Source organism: Neisseria sp. 23W00296, from assembly GCF_044772855.1.
GTDB lineage: Bacteria > Pseudomonadota > Gammaproteobacteria > Burkholderiales > Neisseriaceae > Neisseria.
The window spans coordinates 1462389-1484351 of record NZ_CP173024.1; the positions used below are offsets into that span (position 1 = coordinate 1462389).

The 21963-nt window shown below is 59.6% G+C and carries 20 protein-coding genes; 7 read left to right on the plus strand and 13 right to left on the minus strand.

Going from position 1 to position 21963, the window contains the following annotated elements; translation table 11 throughout:
• Positions 1 to 9: 9 nt before the first annotated feature.
• From bamA to gshB, 12 genes are all read right to left on the minus strand, one after another.
• Complete coding sequence (gene bamA / locus ACG2K1_RS07260) at positions 10 to 2418, minus strand: outer membrane protein assembly factor BamA (RefSeq protein ID WP_395428618.1); 2409 nt, start codon at positions 2416 to 2418, stop codon at positions 10 to 12.
• Between the two features lie 3 nt (positions 2419 to 2421).
• Positions 2422 to 3759 carry an RIP metalloprotease RseP gene (gene rseP, locus ACG2K1_RS07265; RefSeq protein ID WP_094031049.1) on the minus strand — a complete coding sequence of 446 codons (1338 nt, stop codon included), beginning with the start codon at positions 3757 to 3759 and terminating at the stop codon, positions 2422 to 2424.
• Between the two features lie 47 nt (positions 3760 to 3806).
• Positions 3807 to 5015, minus strand: a complete 1209-nt coding sequence (ispC, locus tag ACG2K1_RS07270) for a 1-deoxy-D-xylulose-5-phosphate reductoisomerase (protein WP_395428619.1) — start codon at positions 5013 to 5015, stop codon at positions 3807 to 3809.
• Positions 5016 to 5125: 110 nt separating this feature from the next.
• Positions 5126 to 5878, minus strand: coding sequence for an SIMPL domain-containing protein (locus ACG2K1_RS07275; protein ID WP_395428620.1), 753 nt, complete (start codon positions 5876 to 5878; stop codon positions 5126 to 5128).
• Positions 5879 to 5914: 36 nt separating this feature from the next.
• Positions 5915 to 6709, minus strand: a complete 795-nt coding sequence (locus ACG2K1_RS07280) for a phosphatidate cytidylyltransferase (protein WP_395428621.1) — start codon at positions 6707 to 6709, stop codon at positions 5915 to 5917.
• A 6-nt stretch (positions 6710 to 6715) separates the two neighbouring features.
• Complete coding sequence (locus ACG2K1_RS07285) at positions 6716 to 7462, minus strand: isoprenyl transferase (protein WP_094031048.1); 747 nt, start codon at positions 7460 to 7462, stop codon at positions 6716 to 6718.
• A 45-nt stretch (positions 7463 to 7507) separates the two neighbouring features.
• Positions 7508 to 8065, minus strand: a complete 558-nt coding sequence (gene frr / locus ACG2K1_RS07290; protein WP_395428622.1) for a ribosome recycling factor — start codon at positions 8063 to 8065, stop codon at positions 7508 to 7510.
• A 154-nt stretch (positions 8066 to 8219) separates the two neighbouring features.
• Positions 8220 to 8720, minus strand: a complete 501-nt coding sequence (locus ACG2K1_RS07295; protein WP_009425640.1) for a copper chaperone PCu(A)C — start codon at positions 8718 to 8720, stop codon at positions 8220 to 8222.
• Between the two features lie 121 nt (positions 8721 to 8841).
• Entirely contained in the window at positions 8842 to 9252 is a 411-nt protein-coding gene (locus ACG2K1_RS07300) for a diacylglycerol kinase (RefSeq protein ID WP_094031047.1), read from the minus strand.
• Between the two features lie 95 nt (positions 9253 to 9347).
• Entirely contained in the window at positions 9348 to 9821 is a 474-nt protein-coding gene (locus tag ACG2K1_RS07305) for an SMI1/KNR4 family protein (protein WP_395428623.1), read from the minus strand.
• Positions 9822 to 9916: 95 nt separating this feature from the next.
• Positions 9917 to 10264 carry a hypothetical protein gene (locus ACG2K1_RS07310; protein ID WP_395428624.1) on the minus strand — a complete coding sequence of 116 codons (348 nt, stop codon included), beginning with the start codon at positions 10262 to 10264 and terminating at the stop codon, positions 9917 to 9919.
• A gap of 77 nt (positions 10265 to 10341) precedes the next feature.
• Complete coding sequence (gene gshB / locus ACG2K1_RS07315) at positions 10342 to 11292, minus strand: glutathione synthase (RefSeq protein ID WP_395428625.1); 951 nt, start codon at positions 11290 to 11292, stop codon at positions 10342 to 10344.
• Positions 11293 to 11397: 105 nt separating this feature from the next.
• Between gshB and ACG2K1_RS07320 the strand changes: the two genes are divergently transcribed.
• The 4 genes from ACG2K1_RS07320 to ACG2K1_RS07335 all read left to right on the plus strand — a co-directional run bounded on the left by ACG2K1_RS07320 (position 11398) and on the right by ACG2K1_RS07335 (position 15217).
• The gene (locus ACG2K1_RS07320) at positions 11398 to 11868 is read left to right on the plus strand and encodes a YchJ family protein (protein ID WP_395428626.1); all 471 of its coding nucleotides are present in this window, start codon (positions 11398 to 11400) and stop codon (positions 11866 to 11868) included.
• A gap of 70 nt (positions 11869 to 11938) precedes the next feature.
• The gene (gene radC, locus ACG2K1_RS07325) at positions 11939 to 12613 is read left to right on the plus strand and encodes a DNA repair protein RadC (protein ID WP_395428627.1); all 675 of its coding nucleotides are present in this window, start codon (positions 11939 to 11941) and stop codon (positions 12611 to 12613) included.
• Positions 12614 to 12695: 82 nt separating this feature from the next.
• Entirely contained in the window at positions 12696 to 13559 is an 864-nt protein-coding gene (locus tag ACG2K1_RS07330) for a YgfZ/GcvT domain-containing protein (protein WP_395428628.1), read from the plus strand.
• 242 nt (positions 13560 to 13801) lie between these two features.
• Entirely contained in the window at positions 13802 to 15217 is a 1416-nt protein-coding gene (locus ACG2K1_RS07335; protein ID WP_395428629.1) for a sodium:proton antiporter, read from the plus strand.
• 121 nt (positions 15218 to 15338) lie between these two features.
• Here ACG2K1_RS07335 and serC read toward each other — a convergent pair whose 3' ends face one another.
• Complete coding sequence (gene serC, locus ACG2K1_RS07340) at positions 15339 to 16439, minus strand: 3-phosphoserine/phosphohydroxythreonine transaminase (RefSeq protein ID WP_395428630.1); 1101 nt, start codon at positions 16437 to 16439, stop codon at positions 15339 to 15341.
• Between the two features lie 296 nt (positions 16440 to 16735).
• On the opposite strand from serC, the gene rimP reads away from it, so the two are divergent.
• From rimP to infB, 3 genes are read left to right on the plus strand one after another with little or no spacing between them, the layout of a single operon-like run.
• Positions 16736 to 17167: a ribosome maturation factor RimP gene (rimP, locus tag ACG2K1_RS07345; RefSeq protein WP_395428631.1), complete on the plus strand. Its 432-nt coding sequence runs from the start codon at positions 16736 to 16738 to the stop codon at positions 17165 to 17167.
• 39 nt (positions 17168 to 17206) lie between these two features.
• A complete protein-coding gene (gene nusA / locus ACG2K1_RS07350; protein WP_395428632.1) occupies positions 17207 to 18709 on the plus strand; it encodes a transcription termination factor NusA in 1503 nt (500 codons plus the stop codon).
• 12 nt (positions 18710 to 18721) lie between these two features.
• A complete protein-coding gene (gene infB / locus ACG2K1_RS07355) occupies positions 18722 to 21619 on the plus strand; it encodes a translation initiation factor IF-2 (protein ID WP_395428633.1) in 2898 nt (965 codons plus the stop codon).
• The last annotated feature ends 344 nt before the right edge of the window (positions 21620 to 21963 follow it).

The following is a 21963-nucleotide window of genomic DNA, read 5'->3' on the forward strand; positions in this document are numbered from 1 at the left end:
GTACCGGCCTTAGAACGTGGTGCCCAGCTGGAATTGGAAGCGCTGGATTTCGTCGGTCGGTTTTTTCTTGATCGGGTAGGCATAGCTGAACTTCATCGGGCCGAGCGGCGAAATCCACGTTACTGCCGCACCGGCAGAGTAGCGCAGCTCTTCTTTGAAGCTGGATTTGTGGCTGCTGCCTATGCCGTAAACATTCTGCAGCTTTCTTCCGCCCAAAAGATCGCTGCTCGAATCGGTGTAGGTTTTGCCGTCCCACACGCTACCGGCGTCGGCAAACAGGCTCAGGCGGACGCTGCGGCTGTCTTTGATACCGGGGAAGGGGAACAGCAGCTCGGCCGTGCCCGAGAGCATTTTGTTGCCGCCGTAGCTGATTTTGTCGCCGTCTTCGTCGTAGACTTTCGGGCCGAGCGTGCCGCTTTCGTAGCCGCGCACCGAACCCAGGCCGCCGCCGTAGAAGTTTTGGAAGAACGGCAGTTCTTTGGTTTTGCCGTAGCCGTCGGCCGCACCCAGCGATCCGCCCAGCATCAGGGTGAAGTTTTTGCTTAGCGGGAAGAACCATTTTTGGTTGTGCGTTAAGCTGTAATACTGCAAATCGCCGCCCGGCAGGCCGCCTTCCAAATTGGCATCGATCATGTAGCCGCGTGTCGGCCACAGGGCGCTGTCGGTTTTGTTGCGTCCCCAACCGACGCTGCCTTTAACCGTCCAGCCTTTGTATTTGCCGATGCCGCCGGTTTGGCTTTTGGCGTATTTTTCGATGAATTCGCGGTAGCGTTTGGGTGCGCCTTCGAAGGTCTGAACCTGCATATGCTCGGCGCCGAGGCCGAAATTGACGCGGTCGTATTCTGTTACCGGCACGCCCATGCGGATGCCCGCACCGACGGTGGAGGTTTTGTAGCGGCTGTTGCTGGTGGTGCTGGAAGAGGATTTGCGCGGATCGTAGGTTTTGCCGTACAGGTCGTAGCCCAGACTCACGCCGTCGGGGGTGAAGTAGGGGTCGGTAAACGACAGGGAGGCGTTGTTGGTGGTTTTGCTGCGCGAAACGCGGGCGGAAACGGATTTGCCCGTGCCGAACAGGTTGTCCTGCGCCACGCCGAAGGCCATCACAAGACCGGTGTCCTGCACCCAGCCCGCGCTCAAATCGAGCGAGCCGGTGGCGCGTTCGTTGACGCTCATGTCCACATCCACCTGGTCGGGTGTGCCCTCCACGGGTTTGGCTTCGAATTTCACATCGTCGAAGTAGCCCAAAAGCTCGACGCGTTCTTTCGAGCGTTGCAGCTTGGAGACGTCATACGGAGCGGCTTCCATCTGGCGCAATTCGCGGCGCACCACTTCGTCGCGGGTTTTGTTGTTGCCCGAAATGTTGATTTTGTTCACATAGACTTTGCGGTTCGGCTCAACCTGCAACACAAAATCGACGACGCCTGTTTCGCGGTTCGGCTGCGGCACGACGTTGACTTCGCTGAACGCATAACCGGCCGTTCCCATTGACTGCTGGATTTTTTCCAGGCTTTCCAACATCTGCGAACGCTCGTACCAGCGGCCTTCCTTCATTTTCAGATGGCCGTACAGCTCTTCTTTCGGCACTTCGCGGGTGTCGCCTTCGATAGTCACTTTGCCCCAGCGGTAGCGCTGTCCTTCGGACACGGTGATTTTCATCGTTTGGTGTTTCTGGTCGGGCGACATCTGTACGTCGGTATCGACGATGCGGAAATCGAAATAGCCGTTGTTTTGATAGAAATCGGTAACGCGCTCCATGTCCTGCGAGAATTTGTCGGAATTGAAGCGGTTGCTTTTGGTCAGCCAGGTAAACAGACCGCCTTCGCTCAGGGACATCTGGCGGCGCAGGCGTCGGTCGGAATAGCGCTCGTTGCCTTCAAATTCAATGTCGCTGATGGTGGTGGTTTTGCCCTCGTCGATTTTCAGCTCCACCGCCACGCGGTTGCGTGCCAGGCGGGTAACCGTGGGGATGATTTCCACCGAATATTTGCCCTGTTTCTTATACTCATCTTTCAAACCGGCCACGGCTTCGTTCAGACGGCCTTGGTTAAACGGTTTGGACTGCCCCAAGCCGAAGGCGTCGAGGTTTTTCTTGATGGCGTCGTTTTGGATCAGCTTGCCGCCGCTGACTTCGAAGCTGCCGATAATCGGGCGCTCGACCACGGTCAGCAAAAGCTGGTTGCCCATGCTTTCCACGCGCACGTCGTCAAAGAGGCCGGTGGCATAGAGGCTGCTGATAATCTGCTCGCCCTGCCCGTCGCGGAAGGTGTCGCCCACTTTGACCGGCAGATAGGTGAACACGGTGGACGGCTCGGCGTGCTGCAGGCCCTCCACGCGGATGTCCTGAATGGTAAAGTCGGCCAGGGCAAACGGGGAAAGTCCCAGCATCATCAGGGTCAGGGTCAGTTTTTTCAGTTTCATACGTTATCCAAACAAACGGGTAATATCATTAAAAAAAGCCAAAATCATCAGCATCATCATCAGCGCCAGACCGACGCGCAGTCCGGCCGTCTGAATGCTTTCGGAAAGCGGTTTGCCGCGCAGCCATTCGATGCTGTAAAACACCAGATGCCCGCCGTCCAACACGGGAACGGGCAGCAGATTCATCACGCCGAGGCTGACGCTCACCAAGGCGAGAAATTCGACATAGGGCTGCCAGCCCATCGAGGCGGACTTGCCCGCCACATCGGCGATGGTCAGCGGGCCGGAAACGTGTTGCAGCGAAGCCTGCCCGCCCAAAAGGCGGCCGAAAAACTTCAAAGTCAGCGTAACGTAGCCCGTGGTTTTGCGCCAGGCCATGCCGAAGGCTTCGGCAACGGACGGATAATAGCGGAAGCGGACTGCTTTGTCCCATACTTTATCGGTGGCCGCACCCAATCCGACCCTGCCGGACAAGACGCCGCCCTGCATTTCCGAGTCGGGGCGGATGAAGGTTTGCAGCGTTTTTCCGTCGCGCAGATAGGTCAGTTGTAACTTCTGCCCCGCGCTGCGGCGCACCAGATCGACCCACTCCTGCCAGTCGCCCAGCGCCTTGCCGTCGGCCGCCAACAGCGTATCGCCCGCCTTCAAACCGGCCTTCTCCGCCGCACTACCCGGCACAACCACGCTGACGGTTTTCGTCAGTTTGTAAGGCATCAGACCGATATAGCCGCCGCGTTTGGCCACGTCGGCCGCTTCCTGCGTGCCTGCGGCATCGATGGTGCGCACGATGTTGCGCCCCTGCTCCGTCGTCACGGCCACATCGACTTTTCCCGCCTCCAAATCCAAAACAATGCCGGTTTGTGCGTCACCCCAGTTGGCAACGGGCACGCCGTTGACGGCGGTGATTTTATCGCCTGCGGCAAAACCCGCTTTGGCGGCGATGCTGTACGGTTCGACCGTGCCGACAAAAGGTTTCAGCTCGCTGATGCCGAAAGAAAAACTCAAACCGTAAAGCAGCACTGCCAAAGCCAGGTTGGTGAGCGGGCCGGCGGCCACGACGGCGATTTTCTTGGCGGGATGCTGTTTGTCGAAAGCATAGGGCAGATCGGCCTCGGCCACGTTGCCTTCGCGGGTGTCGACCATTTTCACATAGCCGCCCAGCGGTATCGGCGCGAAACACCATTCGATATTGCGCCAGCGTTTGGTAAAAAACGGTTTGCCGAAGCCGACGGAGAAACGCAGCACTTTGATGCCGCACCAGCGTGCCACCAGCAGATGGCCGAGTTCGTGCAGGCTGACCAATATCAGAATGGCAACGATGAATGAAACCAGGGTGAGCAATCTTTTTTCCTTTTAATATGTCCGTTGTACCGCCGTGTTTTTGTTTTTCAGTCGGCCATTGCGGTTTTGACGCCGCAGAGGCCGTCTGAAAAATCTTGGGCGCGGCGACGTGTTTCTCCGTCGAGCGCGAGCAGGTCTTCCACACTTGAAAGGCCGTCTGAAAAACCTTTGCCCAAACAATGCGCGACGGTGCGGGCGATGTCGGTGAAACGGATTTTGCCGTCTAAAAAGGCGGCGACGGCGGCTTCGTTGGCGGCGTTGAGTACGCACGGCGCACTGCCGCCCGCTTGCATGGCCTCGTAGGCGAGTTTCAGGCAGGGAAAGCGTTGGAAGTCAGGCCGTCTGAACGTGAGCGCGGACAGGCTGTCGAAATCGAGTGTGCCCACGCCCGATTCGATGCGTTCGGGCAGGCCGAGGCAGTAGGCAATCGGCGTCCGCATATCTGGATTGCCCAGCTGCGCCAGCACCGAGCCGTCGCGGTAGCGCACCATGCTGTGAATCACGGATTGCGGGTGGATGACGACTTCGAGTTTTTCGGGCGGGCAGGCAAACAGCCAGTGCGCCTCAATCAGCTCCAGGCCTTTGTTCATCATGGTGGCTGAATCGACGGAAATTTTGCGCCCCATGCTCCAATTGGGATGCTTCACGGCCTCTGCGGGCGTGATACGCTCGAGCGCGGCCAAATCAGTATCAAGAAAGGGGCCGCCCGAAGCGGTGAGCACGATGGAGGCGATGCCGTGTTCGTTCAGACGGCCTGTGTAGTCGCGCGGCAAAACTTGGAACACGGCGTTGTGTTCGCTGTCGACGGGCAGCACGGTTGCGCCGCCTGCTTTGGCGGTGTCCATAAACAATGCGCCGGCTACGACCAGCGTTTCTTTGTTGGCCAGATAAATGGTTTTACCCGCGCGGGCGGCGGCCAGCGCAGAAGGCAGGCCGGCCGCGCCGACGATGGCACACATCACGCCGTGTACTTGGTTGGCGGATGCAATGTCAATCAGGGCTTGCGTGCCGTGTAACACTTGGGTTTTGACACCGGCTTCGCGCAACAGGTTTGCCAGACGCGCAGCGTGTTCCGCATCGGCGGCAACGGCGTATTCGGGTTGGAAGCGGCGGCATTGCGCGGCCAGCTTTTCCACCTGCGTATGTCCGGCCAGCGCAAAAACGGAAAAACGATCGGGATGGCGCGCAACCACATCGAGCGTGCTCTCGCCGATGCTGCCGGTGCTGCCGAGAATGGTGAGATTTTGGATGGACATGGATTTGTGTGTTTCCAATTAGGCCGCGCGAAGCGGCATTGTCGTTTTATTGTTGCTGCGGAAATTTTCAGACGGCCTTTGCGGATAAAGGCCGTCTGAAAGGTTTGCCGTCAGTCGATTGCGTATTCGATGGTGACAACAAGGCGGACTTGTTTGCCGACGGTGGATTTGTCGTAAGTGCCGCCATAGTCGTCGTCGCTGCTGCTGCCGCTGTCGGAATAAATGTTGAACGAGCCCTGCGAAGCCGAGCGCATGGCACCGACTTTGCCGCCGCCGGTTTTGGCAAACTCTGCGGCACGTTTTTGCGCGTCTTCAGTGGCTTGGGTAATCAAGTCGCGTTTGATGGTTTCGAGGTTGCCGAGCAGGTATTGCGGGTTGTCGAATCCGATGAATTCGTTTTTCGCCCGCAGGTTGCGGATGGCGGTTTGCGCGGCTTGGATTTTGTCGAGTTTTTTGGTGTTGACGGTAATGGAGAGGCTGCCGTCGTAGCCGTTGGGTTTGCGCTCGACCACTTCACCGTCGCTGTTGCGGATTTCCTGATAGACGCGTTCGACCGAGGGCAGGCCGATTTGCATTTCGGATTCTTCAAAACCCTGTTCTCTCAAAAAATCTTCCAGCTTTTTGCGCTCCGATTCCAGTGCGTCCAACACGTCCTGATAGCTTTCGCCGTGCAGCGACGCGCCGCTGCGCCAGGTGGCGCTGTCGGATTGGAAGTTTTTTTCGGCCAGGCCTTTGACGGTAATCGTGCCGGGCTGGCGGAAGTTTTTAAACTGGATGCCGAGTATGAAGGCAGCGGCCATCAGGCCGGCGGCAAGCAGTGCGCCCAACAGGGGTAGCGAAGATTGGCGGTGGGTATCCGTCATAAAACACTCCTTTCAGACGGCCTTGTTCAGACGGCCTCAATACAGCGAAACAAAGGCGGCATATACGCTCAATACGGGAATCAGGCTGTCGGTGCGATCGAATACGCCGCCGTGGCCGGGCAGCAGATTGCTGCTGTCTTTAATGCCCGCCGCGCGTTTGAGCAGGCTTTCGAGCAGGTCGCCGCACACGCTGACGGCGGCCAGCACCGCACCTGCCGCCATGGTGGCAGGCCACGAGGCGTCAAAGCCGAGCCAGCCCGCCGCGCGGACGGCGCTCAGGTAAAGCAGCACCGCCAGCAGACCGCCAGCCACACCTTCCCAGCTTTTTCCAGGGCTGATGGCGGGCGCAAGCTTGCGTCTGCCGAAAGCCTTGCCGGAAAAATAAGCGCCGATGTCGGCCACCCACACCAAACCCATTACCGACAAAAGCGGCAGCACGTTTGCGCCGTCGGGGCGCAGGGTCACGAGTGCGAACCAAAACGGCATCATCAGCATCCAGCCTGCCGCATAGGCACGCCAGCCGCCCGCGAGTTTCCATTTGTGTTTCAGCCACAGCGGCATCACGGCCAGCCAGAACACCAGCACGGCAAACCAGCCCACGGCGGGCAGCGCCCAGCCGCCTGCAACCGCTAACAACATAAACACCGCGCTTGCCAGCAGATAGGGCGCGCGGTCTTTGCCGTTTATACCCGCCATGCGGGCGTATTCCCACAGGGCAAGCAGGGCGATCAGCGCGGAAAACGCCGCCCACAGGATATCCGAAGCCCAAAACAGCATGCCCAACATGATGGGCAGCAGAATCAGGGCGGTGATGATGCGTTGTTTCAACATATCGGGTTAATTTCTCTGCTGATCCTGCGGCAGCTGCTCGGACGTGCGTCCGAAGCGGCGCTCGCGGCTTTGGAAGGAGGCTATAGCCGTCTGAAAAGCCTGTTTGTCAAAATCGGGCCACAGCGTGTCGGTGAAATAAAGTTCGGCATAGGCCATCTGCCACAAAAGGAAATTGCTGATGCGCATTTCACCGCCGGTGCGGATGAACAGATCGGGCTCGGGCGCATCGCCCAGCATCAGCTCGGCATTGAGGTCGGCCTCCGCAATTTCCTGTTTGCCTGCGGCCAGCAGGCGGTTGGCGGCTTGGAGGATGTCCCAGCGGCCGCCGTAGTCGGCAGCGATGGTGAGCGTAAGGCCGGTATTGTCCTTTGTGAGGTTTTCGGCGGCCTCGATGCCGACGATGATTTCGGCATTAAAGCGGCTGCGGTCGCCGATCACTTTGAGGCGCATATTGTGTTCGTGCATACGCCGAACCTGCTTTTGCAGTGCCTGTAAAAACAGCCCCATCAGAAAGCCGACTTCCTCTTGCGGACGGCGCCAGTTTTCGGTGGAAAAGGCGAAAACGGTCAGGTATTCCACACCCGCCGTCGAGCATTCGGCACACAGATTTTCCAGGGCGTCCAAACCTTTTTTGTGCCCCATCACGCGGGGCAGGAAACGTTTCTTCGCCCAGCGGCCGTTGCCGTCCATAATCACGGCGATGTGGCGGGGAACGCTGCGGTGTTCCGGTATGGCCTGTGTGCTGCTTTTCACGGGAAATCCTTGTCGTACGCGGGATGGGCGGCTTTCAGACGGCCTTTACACGGCCATCAGGTCTTCTTCTTTGGCGGCAAGGATTTTGTCGGCCTCGGCGATGTATTTGTCGGTGAGCTTTTGCACCGCCTCTTCGCCGCGACGTGCTTCGTCTTCGGAGATTTCTTTGTCTTTCAGTAGCTTTTTGATGTGGTCGTTGGCATCGCGGCGCACGTTGCGGATGGAAACGCGGCCTTCTTCGGCTTCGCCGCGCACGACTTTAATCAAATCCTTGCGGCGCTCTTCGGTGAGCATGGGCATGGGCACGCGGATAAGGTCGCCCACAGAGGCGGGATTCAAGCCCAGATTGGAATCGCGGATGGCCTTTTCGATTTTGGCGGCCATATTGCTTTCAAAAGGCTTCACGCCGATGGTGCGCGCATCCAGAAGGGTGACGTTGCCGACCTGGCTCACGGGCACCATGCTGCCCCAGTATTCCACTTCCACTTGATCGAGCAGGCCGGTATGGGCGCGGCCGGTACGCACTTTGGCGAGGTTTTCCTTCAATACTTCCAGCGAGCGCTGCATTTTGCTTTCGGCTGTCTTCTGAATATCGCTAATCATCTTGTTCTCTTTAACTTTACGGCTGAAAAATGAAAGGCGGGATACTACCTTGCTTTTCCATGTCGGGCAAGTAAGGACAACCCGCTCCCGCCATCACAAAAGGCCGTCTGAAAACGGCGTTTCAGACGGCCTTTGCGGCTTTCAATGCGGATGTTTAGTGGGCATGGCCGTGGTCATGGTCGCCGTGCGCGCCGGGGCTGCCCGCGTTGGCGCGGACTTCAACCTGCACGGTCTGCTCTTTCGCGCCTTTGAATTTCAGCGTCAGCGGGAATTTGTCGCCCGGTTTCAACGGTTTTTTCAAACCCATCAGCATAACGTGGTAGCCGCCCGGTTTGAGCGAAGCGATTTCGCCTTTGGCGATTTTGATGCCGCCCTTCACTTCCTGCATACGCATACCCATGGCTTTCTGACCGGTTTTCGGGTCGGTGAGCATCGCGTGGATGTGCTCATGGATTTCCACGCTTTTCGCCACGGGGCTGCTGCCGCCGATCAGAGCGATTTCTTTGGGCGTGTCGTTTTCCATATCCATGAAAACGCCGCCGTTTTTCATGCCGCCCACGGTTTCGCGCGCCCAAGAGTTTTGGATAACCACGCCTTCTGCAAAGGCGGCCTGGCAGAACAGAGTTGCCGCTGCGGCTATAAGTAATTTTTTCATACTGCTTTCCTTTCAAAAAACGGTTGTCAAAAGAAGTCGCCGAAACCGAAAGCTCGTGCGGACGACAGGCAGACTATAAGTCTGTTATATGGTATCAATCAAGGGAAAAGTTTGACCCGCCTCAAAAAACATTGAAACCGTATTCGCGCCACAACGCAATAAACCACAGCAGCGCCAAAAGCAGCAGTGCGAGAAACTGCGCCGCCGAGCAGACGTCTTTCGCCCGCTTGGCCAGCGGGTGTTTTTCCAGCGAAGTATGGTCTACCGCCGCTTCCACACCCGTATTGAACAATTCGACAATCAGGCACAAAAAAGAAGCCGCCAGCAGCACCATCTGCGTCGTCGGCCCGAAGCGCAGTACGAAGGCCAGCACCACCAGCGGCACATTGAGCCACAAAAGCTGGCGGAAGCCCTGCTCTTCGCAGGCGGCTTTGAAACCGTCGAGCGAATAGCCCCAGGCGTTAATGATGCGGCGCAGGCCGGTTTTGCCTTTGATTTGTGCGGCGTAGCTGTCGTGGTTGTTTTTTTCCATAAATTCCCTTTTAAAACATGATGCAAAACGGGATTCAGGCCGTCTGAAAGCAAAGTTTCAACGGAGTTAAAACCGTTTTTTGCTTTTCAGGCGGCCTATTCGTCCTCTTCGTCGTCCCAATCTTCTTCCTCTTCCCCGATATATTCTCTAATCAGGTCGTCCAACGTGCCCGCTCCGCCGTATTCTTGCGCGAGGGGCAGGATTTCGCCGCTGTCGTGGGCAAAGAGGAACAATTCGTTGCTGTCCGCACCCAGCAGGATTTTGTCGCCACTGCCGTTGTCGGCGATGGCGATGAAGTGCTCATAACCGGTCAAACCCGCATCTTGCGCGGCTTGGCGGAACCATTGGGTTTGGGTGATGAGGCCGCCGTCCGGATTGCGGCGGTCGTAAAATTCCAAACCGAGATAGCACGAACCGAATTCGGAAATAATTTCTTGATACAGAGAGTTGAGACGCAGGTTCAGCGTCTGTTCGATTTCGGCGATGTCCTGCGGCGTGTTCGGCGTGCCTGCGGTTTCGCCCATATCGTTTTCGGCGAAAAAGCAGCGGATAAGTTCGATCAGCTCCATTTTGCTTCCTTAAATTAAATGAAAATAACAGGCCGTCTGAAAAACGGGAAACGGGATTCGGCTGTATCCAAGCCGTGCTTTCAGACGGCCTCCGTTTAACGGAAAAGCTGAAAATACAAAAATATGCCTATGATTACCGCACCGTGGGCGAAGTTGAGGTACAGCAGAAATACCGCCAGCCTGCACACCGCACGGTAATCGCCGTCGGAACAGGCAAGCTGCGGCGGCCTGGCGGGATGGCTCTTTAAAAAGAAAGCGTAGCGATAGCGCAACCGATAAATATCGAACACAAAATACATATCCGACAGCCTGCCCGCCGCTGCGTAAAGGGCGCCATCGGCGCACAAAGCATCCCAAACGGTTTGCGAGCGGCTGTTAACCCACAGGGAAAACACCGTCAGGACAATCAGATAAGCCGTTACCAGATAAGAAGCATCAGGCACGGCGTACCTCCGTTGGGCGGCGTCGGTTAATCATACGAAGGCCGTCTGAAAGGTTTCAGACGGCCTTAAAGCCTTTTTCAGACGGCCTCTTCCACCGCATCGACAAAGCGGGCGGGCACATCGTAGCCTTTTTGCTGCGTGATTTCCTGAAAGCCCGTCGGACTGGTGACGTTCACTTCGGTGAGGTTTTCGCCGATGATGTCCAAACCGGCCAGGAGGATGCCGCGCCGTTTGAGTTCGGGGGCGAGGGTTTCGGCGATTTCGCGGTCGCGTGCCGACAAGTCCTGCGCCACGCCGCGCCCGCCCGCCGCCAGATTGCCGCGTGTTTCGCCCTGCTGCGGGATGCGCGCCAGCGCGTAGGGGACGACTTCGCCGCCGATTACCAGCACGCGTTTGTCGCCCTTGACGATATCGGACAGGTAACGCTGCGCCATGATGGTGCGCGTTTCGAGCCGCATCAGGGTTTCCAGAATGCTGCCGATGTTGGGATCTTGTTTGGTGAGGCGGAAAATGCCCATACCGCCCATGCCGTCGAGCGGTTTGACGATGATGTCGCCATGTTCGGCGAGAAAGGCGCGCACGTCGGCGGCACGGGTGGTGACGATGGTGGTGGGGGCGAACTGCGGGAAGTTCAAAACCGCCAGTTTTTCGTTGAAATCGCGCATCGCCTGGCCGCTATTGAACACTTTCGCGCCCTGCCCTTCGGCCAGCGTCAGAAGCTGGGTGGCGTAGAGATACTGCATATCGAAGGGCGGGTCGGTGCGCATGATTACGGCGTCAAATTCGTTTAAGGCCGTCTGAACGGGGCTTGCGGCGCGGAACCAGGCATGGTCGCTGTTGTTTTTCGCGCCGAGAAATTCAAAGGGCGCGGCCTGCGCCAGCACGCGGCCGCCCTGCACGGAAAGTTCGCCCGCAAGCGTGTGAAACAGCGCATGGCCGCGCCGCGCCGCTTCGCGCATCATTGAATAAGTAGTGTCTTTATAGGTTTTGAAACCCGCCATCGGGTCGGCAATAAACAGGATTTTCATCGGCATTCCTCCGGTTGCAAACGGCCGCCATGATAGCAAGAAACGCCAGCATCCGTCAGCGCGGCTGCTATACTGCGGCCGTCTGAAACAAGGCCGTCTGAAAACATGGAAAACCAAGCCTGCCCCTGCTGCTCCGCCCTGCCCTACCGCGACTGCTGCCTGCCGCCGCACCTCGGCCGGCCCGCCGCCGACGCCCCCGCACTGATGCGCTCGCGCTACGCCGCCTATGTTTTGCAGCTGATCGATTACATCGTCGCCACCACCGTGCCCGCGCAGCAGCGGCTGCTCGATGCCGCCGCCATCGCCGCATGGAGCCGCGAATCACAGTGGCTCGGCCTCGAAGTTTTCGATTTCCAAACCCTGCCGGGCGGGAGGCACGCGCTGGTGGATTTCGCCGCCCGTTTCGCCGACGCCGGCGGAGAAGAGCAGACGCACCGCGAGCTGTCCTCCTTCGTACGCAGCGGCGGCCGCTGGTATTTCATCGACCCCACCGTTCCCCTGCCCGCACCGCAAACGCCGTGTTTCTGCGGCTCGGGCAGGAAATTCAAAAGCTGCTGCGGACGGTTTTTCCGCTGACAGAGGACGTCCCCGCGTAGGCGGGGACGGCCTCCAAATAATCCATACCTATCTATAAGGAGTAGCAGACATGAGCATCAAAGACTGGCCGGAAGGCGAGCGGCCGCGCGAGAAGCTGTCCGCCCTCGGCGCGGGTGCGCTGAGCGACGCGGAGCTGCTGGCCGTGCTGCTGCGCACCGGCATCAAAGGCATGAGCGCGGTGGATTTGGCGCGTTACCTGTTAAACGAGTTCGGCAGCCTCGGCCGCCTGATGAGCGCGCCCGAGCGCGAGCTGGTGCGGCACAAGGGCATGGGGCAGGCCAGCTTCACCCAGTTTGCCGTCGTGCGCGAAATCGGCCGCCGCGTGCTGGCCGAAGAGCTGCGCGAAGGCGACCTGATCGCCGACCCGCAGGCCGCCGCCGATTTCCTGCGCCTGCAACTGGGACACGAGCGCGTCGAAGTCAGCCTCGCCCTGCTGCTCAACAGCCGCAACCGCCTGATCGACTGCGTGGAACTCGCGCGCGGCACGCTGGCGGAAAACGCGGTATACGTGCGCGAAGTGGTCAAACTCGCCCTCGACCGCCACGCCGCCGCCGTCATCCTCGCCCACAACCACCCCGGCGGCTCGCCCGAACCCTCCGCCGCCGACATCGTCTTCACAGGCCGTCTGAAACAGGCTTTGGAACTGGTGGACGTGCGCCTGCTCGACCATTTCGTCATCACCGCACGCCAGGCCGTGTCCTTTGCCGGGCGCGGGCTGGTGTAGCCGTCCGCTTTCAGGCGGCCTGTCTTCCCTGCGGCGAAAGGGGTACAATGCCCGCCGTTTTGCCACCGCACAAGGAGTCATCATGCAAACCTCGCTTCTGCCCTTTTTCGGCGTTATCCGCGTCACAGGCGACGACCGCGCCGCCTTCCTCCACGGCCAGCTCTCCAACCACATCGAAGACCTCGCCGAAGGCCAAGCCTGCTACGCCACCTACAACACGCCCAAAGGCCGCGTCATCGCCAATATGATTGTTGCCAACCGCGGCGGCGACATCCTGCTGGTGTTGGCAAAAGACCTCGCTGAAGCCGTTGCCAAACGCCTGCGTATGTTTGTGCTGCGTGCCAAAGCCACGTTTGAAATTCTGGAAACCCACGGCGCGGCCTGCCGCCTCGCCGACGGCCTCGCGCCGCAACCTGCCGCCGAGCCGCATCTGGCCTTCGCTTTCACCGTTTCAGACGGCCTTATCGAGATTCCCCTGCCGCACGGCGGCGTGTTCCTCATCGGCGAAACCGCCGCTCTGCCCGCCTATGACGCAGCCGCCGAAAACGCCTGGAAGCTGCACGAAATCCGCAGCGGCTATCCGTGGATCAGCGCCGCCACCAAAGAAAGCTGCGTAGCGCAAATGCTCAACCAGCACACCATCGGCGGTGTGCATTTCCGCAAAGGCTGCTACCCCGGTCAGGAAATCATCGCCCGCGCCCAATACCGCGGCCAGGTCAAACGCGGCCTTGCCGTGCTCGCCTCGCCCGCGCCGCAGACCGAAGGCGCGGCCGTGTTGCAGGACGCAGCGGAAGCGGGCATCGTCATCAACAGCGCGGCCGGTGCCGAGGGCAGCCTCAGCCTCGCCGTTATCAAACACAGCGCGGCCGCCGCCCCGCTGGCCGATGCCGCAGGCAACCCCTTCGCGCAGCAGGCAATCTTCTTCGCCACCGAAACGGCGGAATAACGCCCAAAACGCCGACACGGCGCTTGCGAAGCCTTCCCCCGCCCCACGGCGTACAGCACAGCCCGCCTGTCTGTGCGCCGCTGCTTTTGTACCGCCCAGCGTTTCGCGCTTTTTGCTTTTTCCGTTACAATCAAACGGCGTTTTGCCGACGGACACCCTTTTCAGACGGCCTCAAAGGCCGTCTGAAAACGCCGGAACCGGCCGCAGAGCCTCCCACATCAGAATAAAACACAAGGAACACCATGCCGACCAAAATCCTGCTTCCCGCCCTCCTCTTCGCCCCCGCCGCCACCCTTGCCGCCACACCCGACGGCGCGCAACTGAGCCTCGCCTGGGGCATCCCCTTCGCCCTTATCCTCCTCTCCATCGCTACCGGCCCGCTCTTCTTTTCCCACACCTGGCACCATCATTTCGGCAAAATCACCGCCCTGTGGACGTTGCTCTTTCTCGTTCCCTTCGCCTTTGTTTACGGCATCGGCGCGGGCGTCGGCACGGTCGTCCACGCCTTGGTCGAAGAATACATCCCCTTCATCCTGCTGCTGCTCGCCCTCTACACCGTCTCCGGCGGCATACTCGTTTGGGGCAACCTGCACGGCTCGCCGAAAACCAACACCGCCATCCTCGCCATCGGCACGCTGCTGGCTTCCGTGATGGGCACAACGGGCGCGGCCATGCTCTTGATCCGCCCGCTGCTTAAAGCCAACAACAACCGCAAACACCGCGTCCACAGCGTCGTTTTCTTCATCTTCCTCGTCGCCAACATCGGCGGCGGCCTCACCCCGCTGGGCGACCCGCCCCTCTTCCTCGGCTTTTTAAAAGGCGTCGACTTTATGTGGACGGTCAAACACATGCTGCCGCCCGTCCTTATCAGCAGCGCGCTTCTGCTCACCCTTTATTACTTCCTCGACCGCCATTACTACGCCCGCGAAGACGAAATCGTCCCCTGCAACCACGGCTTCGACGACAAACTGAAAATCCACGGCAAACGCAACTTCTTCCTGCTTTTCGGCATCGTCGGCGCGGTGCTCCTCTCCGGCATCTGGAAACCCGGCGTGTCCCTCGACATCCTCGGCAGCTCTTACGAGCTGCAAAACCTTGTCCGCGACGGCCTGCTGCTCGCCTTTACCGTCATTTCCCTCATCATCACCCCCAAACCCGTACGCGCCGGTAACGAATTCAACTGGGAGCCCATCGCCGAAGTCGGCAAACTCTTCCTCGGCATCTTCATCACCATCGCCCCCGTCCTCGCCATCCTCAAAGCGGGTGAACACGGCGCGCTCGCGGGCGTCGTCGCCCTTGTCCACGACAGTGCGGGCAACCCCATCAACACCATGTATTTCTGGATGTCCGGCCTTTTGTCCGCCTTCCTCGACAACGCCCCCACCTACCTCGTCTTCTTCAACCTGGCAGGCGGCGACCCGCACACCCTGATGAACGGCCACCTCTTCCACACCCTGCTCGCCGTTTCCATGGGCTCGGTCTTCATGGGCGCGCTCAGTTACATCGGCAACGCCCCCAACTTCATGGTCAAATCCATCGCCGAACAGCGCAAAGTCCCCATGCCCGCCTTCTTCGGCTACATGGCCTGGTCGTTCGGCATCCTCGTCCCCCTCTTTATCCTGCACACCCTTATCTTCTTCGTGTGGCAGATTTTTTAGGACGGGAAAGCCGCCAAAATATTGATTGCCAACACACCCTAATACGAAAGGCCGTCTGAAAGGCAAAAGGCCGTCTGAAAAATACTTTTCAGACGGCCTTTTGCCAACCGAACGGCGGTGTTCAACCGTTTTTCCGCACAAACTCCGCCATAAACTCCGCCAGCGCCGCCACGCCCGCCAACGGCATGGCGTTGTAAATACTGGCGCGCATACCGCCCACCGTTTTATAGCCTTTGAGCTGGCGCAGGCCGCACAGCGCGGCTTCGCGCACGAAGCGATCGTCCAAACAGGCATCGCCGGTGGTAAAAACCACATTCATTTTCGAGCGTGCTTCGGGAGCGACATGGTTGCGGTAGAAACCGCCGCTGCCGTCGACGGCGCGGTAAAGCAGTTCGGCCTTGACGCGGTTGGCCTCCTCGATTGCGCCGACACCGCCCTGCGTTTGCAGCCAGCGCAGCACCAGCCCTGCGATATAGATGGGATAGGTGGCGGGCGTGTTGTACATCCCCTGCCTGTCCGCGTGCGCCTTGTAATTCCACACGGCGGGAATGCTGCCGGGACAGCGTGCCAGCAAATCCTCGCGGACAATGACGATGGTCACGCCCGCCGGCCCCAGGTTTTTCTGCGCTCCCGCGTAAATCAGGCCGAAATCGGCCACATTGATGCGCCGCGACAGGATTTCGCTCGACATATCGCACACCAGGGGCGGCAGGCCGTCTGAAAGACGCGGCATTTCGCCGTATTGCAGGCCGTCTACCGTTTCGTTGGCGGCAAAATGGACGAAAGCCGACTCGGTACAAATGTCCCAATCGCCAACGGACGGCAGCGTTTTCAGGCCGTCGCGCTCCCCGCCCTGCGCGGCAAGGCGGATTTGCGCCGCAGTGAGTTTGCCCATCTGCTCGTGCGCAATCCGCGACCAGTTGCCCGTCACCACCGAATCGATGCTGGCAAAACCGTGTGCCAGATTCATCGCCACCTGGCTGAACTGCGCGCTCGCGCCGCCTTGCAGAAACAAAACGGCATAGTTCGACGGCACGCCGAGCAGCTGGCGCAGATCCTGTTCGGCATGATGAAGGATGCTTTGAAATTCGGGCGAACGGTGGCTCATCGCCATCACGGAAACGCCCGTGCCGTTGTAGTCGAGCATCTCGTGTTGCGCGGTACGCAGCACGGCTTCGGGCAGCACGGCAGGGCCGGCTGAAAAATTGTAAACGGTGCTCATGGTTCGGTTCTCCTGTTCTTTATATATATATATTGTTGCGCGGCGGACGCGGCAAATGCTTTTCAGACGGCCTTTTTGCGGTTTTCAGACGGCCTCACGGAGCGTGTCCGCACGCGGGAGGCGCATTCTATGCCGCCGAAAACGTTTCATCAACGCCGCCCGGATTAGCAGGCCGTCTGAAACCGCTGAAAGCTATGGTTTTCTTTTGTGCGCAAACCCGCTATAATGCGCAAAATTTTTCAAGTCACACTGAGAAATGGCCGCCCGGCCATTTTTTTATTTTCAACGGAAGCAAAATGGACATTCAAAACCTGTTGGACAAAACCCTGCCCGGGCTGGGCTACGAACCGGTCGATTTCGAAATGACGCCGCAGGGCACGCTGCGCGTCTTCATCGACAAAGAAGGCGGCATCACCGTGGAAGACTGCGTCACCGTCAGCAACCACCTCAGCCGCCTGTTTATCGTCGAAGACGTGGACTACAAAAACCTCGAAATTTCCAGCCCCGGCCTCGACCGTCCGCTGAAAAAAGCCGCCGACTTCGCCCGCTTCGCCGGACAAGAGGCCAAAATCAAAACCCGCCTGCCTGTCGAAGGACAAAAAAACTTCATCGGCCGCATCGAAAGCTGCGACGGCGAAACCGTCACCTTGTCGTCCGACGGCAAAACCGCCGCCATCGCGCTCGACAACATCGACAAAGCCCGTCTGAAACCCGAATTCAAATTTTAACCATCCGCCATTCCCCAATTCATATTTAGGAGACCGATTATGAGCCGCGAAATGCTCCAGCTGGCCGAAGCCCTCGCCAGCGAGAAAAACGTAGACACAGAAGTTGTTTTCGACGCCCTCGAATTCGCCCTGTCCACCGCCGCCAAGAAAAAGGCCGGCCGCGAACACATGGACGTGCGCGTCGAAATCGACCGCGACACCGGCGAATACCGCACCTTCCGCCGCTGGCTGATTGTCGCCGACGAAGACTACACCTACCCCGACACGGAAAAAACCATCGAGGAAATCCAAGAGGAAATCCCCGGCACCACCATCCAAATCGGCGAATACTACGAAGAACAGATTGAAAACGAAGGCTTCGGCCGCCAGGCGGCCATGACCGCCAAGCAGATCATCCTGCAACGCATCCGCGACGCCGAACGCGAAAAAGTCCTGGGCGACTTTCTCGCCAACCGCGAAGACATCGTTATCGGCTCGGTCAAACGCGTCGAACGCCACGGCATCATCGTCGAACTCATCCCCGGCAAACTTGACGCCCTGATTCCGCGCGACCAGTGCATCCCGCGCGAAAACTTCCGCAGCGGCGACCGCATCCGCGCCCTCTTCGTGCGCGTCGAAGAAATCGGCCAGTCCGGCCGCAAACAGGTCATCCTCAGCCGCTCCTCGCGCGAATTCCTCGCCAAACTCTTCGAGCAGGAAGTGCCCGAAATCGCCGACGGCCTGCTGGAAATCCGCGAAGCCGCCCGCGATCCCGGCCACCGTGCCAAAATCGCCGTCAAAGCCAACGACCAGCGCATCGACCCGCAGGGCACCTGCATCGGCGTGCGCGGCAGCCGCGTCAACGCCGTTACCAACGAAATCGGCGGCGAGCGCATTGACGTGGTGCTGTGGTCGCCCGACACCGCCCAATTCGTCATCAACGCCCTCTCGCCCGCCGAAGTGAGCCGCATCGTGATTGACGAAGACAACCACGCCGTCGACGTCATCGTTACCGAAGACCAGCTTGCGCCGGCCATCGGCCGCGGCGGCCAAAACGTGCGCCTGGCCGCCGACCTCACCGGCTGGCAGCTCAACATTATGACCGTGGAAGAAGCCGAAGAACGCCACGCCGCCGAAGACGCCGCCATCCGCAGCCTGTTCACCGAACACCTCAACGTCGACGAAGAAACCGCCGACGTGCTGGTGCAGGAAGGCTTCGCCACGCTGGAAGAAATTGCCTATGTGCCGTCTGAAGAGCTGGTGGAAATCGGCTTCGACGACGCTACCGTCGACACCCTGCGCGGCCGCGCCCGCGACGCCATCCTGTCGCTGGCCATGGCACAGGAAGAAAAACTGGAAGAAATCGACGAAGACCTGCGCACCCTCGAGGGCATGGACGAAGACATGCTGCGCGATCTGGCGCAGGCAGGCGTCACCACCCGCGACGATCTGGCCGAACTGGCCGTCGACGAACTGATAGAAATCACCGGTGTGGAAACCGGCGAAGCCGAGAAAATCATTCTCGCCGCCCGCGCCCACTGGTTTGAAACCAACGAACAATAAGGAGGCACCCGTATGAGCACCAGCACAGTAGAACAATTTGCCGCCGAATCGAAAATGTCCGTCGAGCGCATGCTCGAACACCTGAAAAAACACGGCATCGCCAAAAGCAGCGGCAGCGACACCCTGACCGAAGCCGACAAAGCGCACCTGCGCGCCCAAACCGTGGGCAGCACCATCAGCATCAACCGCACCAAAGTGGAAAAAAGCACTGTGGCGGGCGTGGCCGTGGAGCGCCGCCGCAGCCGCAAAGTCGTGATTCCGTCGGCAGCCGAAGCGGCCGCCGTTCAGACGGCCTCCGAGCCCGCAGCCGCAGAACCCGCACCGCAGCCTGCCATTCAGACGGCCTCCGAACCTGACAACGCACCCGCCGCCGCACAAGACGACACCCGCGCCGCCGCACGCGCCGCGGCCGAGGCGGAAGCGGCCAAAGTGCGTGCCGCCGCCCAGCAGAAAGCGCAGAGCGCCAAAGCCGAACCGGTCAAACAGGCAGCAGCAGAAGCCGCAGCTGAAACGTCCGCCGTTCAGACGGCCTCCGAGCCTGCGGCCGCAGAACCCGCAGCAAAAGAAACCGCCAAAACCGAAGCTGCCGCCAAAGACGGCAAACCGGCGAAAAAAGCCCGCGAGAAAAAAGCGAAAGAACCCAAGCCGCTGCCGACACCTGTGGAAGTCGTCAACGCCCAAGAGGCAGAACGCCGCGCCGAAGAAGAGCGCCGCGCCCAAGCCTTCCGCGAGCATCAGGAAAAACTGCTGCGTGAAAAACAAGAACGCGCAGAGCGGCAGGAGCGCCGCGAAGCCGCGAAAAAACAGGCGCAGGAAGAAGCCCGCGCCGCCAAAGCGGGCGGCCAGCGCAGCGCCAAACCCAGTGAGCAGAAACCCCTGTCAGCCGCATCCGCCCAACCAGCCAAATCCGCCGCCGCACCTGCCGACAACGGCACAGGCAGCGGCCGTAAAAAAGACGAGCGTCGCAACAGCCGCGACGACGAAGGCCAAGGTCGCAACGCCAAAGGCAAAGGCGGCAAGGGCGGCCGAGGCGGCAAGGGCGGCCGAGACCGCAACGCCGGACGCGACGACGAGCGCGTGCGCGGCGGCAAAAAAGGCAAGAAACTCAAACTCGAGCCCAACCAGCACAGCTTCCAGGCACCCACCGAACCCGTCGTGCACGAAGTTCTTGTGCCTGAAACCATCACCGTAGCCGATTTGGCGCACAAAATGGCGGTGAAAGGCGTGGAAGTGGTCAAGGCCCTGATGAAGATGGGCATGATGGTCACCATCAACCAATCGCTCGACCAGGACACCGCGCTGATTGTGGTGGAAGAACTCGGCCACATCGGCAAACCCGCCGCCGCCGACGACCCCGAAGCCTTCTTGGAAGACGGCGCCGCGCAGAGCGATGCCGAAGCCCTGCCGCGTCCGCCCGTCGTTACCGTGATGGGTCACGTCGACCACGGCAAAACCTCGCTGCTCGACTACATCCGCCGCGCCAAAGTGGTGCAGGGCGAAGCGGGCGGCATCACCCAGCACATCGGCGCCTACCACGTGAACACCCCGCGCGGCGTCGTAACCTTCCTTGATACGCCGGGACACGAAGCCTTTACCGCCATGCGCGCGCGCGGCGCGAAAGCCACCGACATCGTGATTCTGGTGGTGGCCGCCGACGACGGCGTGATGCCGCAGACCATCGAAGCCATCGCCCACGCCAAAGCGGCGGGCGTGCCGATCGTCGTGGCCGTCAACAAAATCGATAAGGAAGCCGCCAATCCCGAGCGCATCCGCCAAGAGCTGACCGCGCACGAAGTGATCGACCAGGTTTGGGGCGGCGACGTGCAGTTTGTCGACGTGTCCGCCAAAAAAGGCACCAATATCGACGCCCTGCTCGAAGCCGTGCTGCTCGAAGCCGAAGTGCTGGAACTGAAAGCCCCCGTCGCCGCGCCCGCCAAAGGCATCATCGTCGAAGCCCGTCTGGACAAAGGACGCGGTGCCGTCGCCACCCTGCTGGTGCAGAGCGGCACGCTGAAAAAAGGCGACATGCTCTTGGCCGGTACCGCTTTCGGCAAAATCCGCGCCATGACCGACGAAAACGGCAAAGCCATCAGCGAAGCCGGCCCGTCGATTCCCGTTGAAATCCTCGGTTTGTCCGACGTACCCAACGCCGGAGAAGACGCCATGGTATTGGCCGACGAGAAAAAAGCGCGTGAAATCGCCCTGTTCCGCCAAGGCAAATACCGCGACGTGCGTCTGGCCAAACAGCAGGCCGCCAAGCTGGAAAACATGTTCAGCAATATGGGCGAGAACCAGGCGCAGTCGCTGTCGGTTATCATCAAGGCCGACGTTCAGGGCTCTTACGAAGCGCTTTCAGGCAGCCTGAAAAAACTGTCCACCGACGAAGTGAGAGTCAACGTACTGCACAGCGGCGTCGGCGGCATCACCGAATCCGACGTCAATCTGGCGATTGCCTCCGGCGCCTTCATCATTGGCTTTAACGTACGCGCCGACGCCTCCGCCCGCAAGCTGGCCGAAAACGAAGACGTGGAAATCCGCTACTACAACATCATCTACGACGCCATCGACGACGTAAAAGCCGCCATGAGCGGCATGCTGGCGCCGGAAGAGAAAGAGCAGATTACCGGCACGGTGGAAATCCGACAGGTCATCAGCGTGTCGAAAGTCGGCAACATCGCCGGCTGTATGGTGACGGACGGCCTCGTCAAACGCGATTCGCACATCCGCCTCATCCGCAACAACGTGGTCATCCACACCGGCGAACTCTCCTCGCTCAAACGCTTCAAAGACGACGTGAAAGAAGTGCGCATGGGCTTCGAGTGCGGCCTGATGATTAAGGGCTACAACGAAATCATGGAAGGCGACCAGCTCGAATGCTTCGACATCGTCGAAGTGGCGCGTTCGCTGTAACAGCCGTCCTACCGCATCAAGGCCGTCTGAAAACCCGAAAAGGGGTTTTCAGACGGCCTTTTTTTTCAGACGGCCTCCGAACAAAACACGGGCAAGAAACCGCAGACCATGCAGGCGATACGGTGCAACCTTACCCGAGCCAACCGTTTCCACCAAACCGCAACAAAGCAAGTCGGCAGATTTTCGTATCGGCAGGAATATTCCGAACACGGTTCAGGCCGTCTTAAAACCGTTTCAGACGGCCTGACAAAGCCAAAAAGCAAGAAATGCCGCCGTCCAAACAGATAAAACCGCCATCCGCAAAAAGGCCGTCTGAAAACAAAGCTGCGTACGGTAAAACGCAG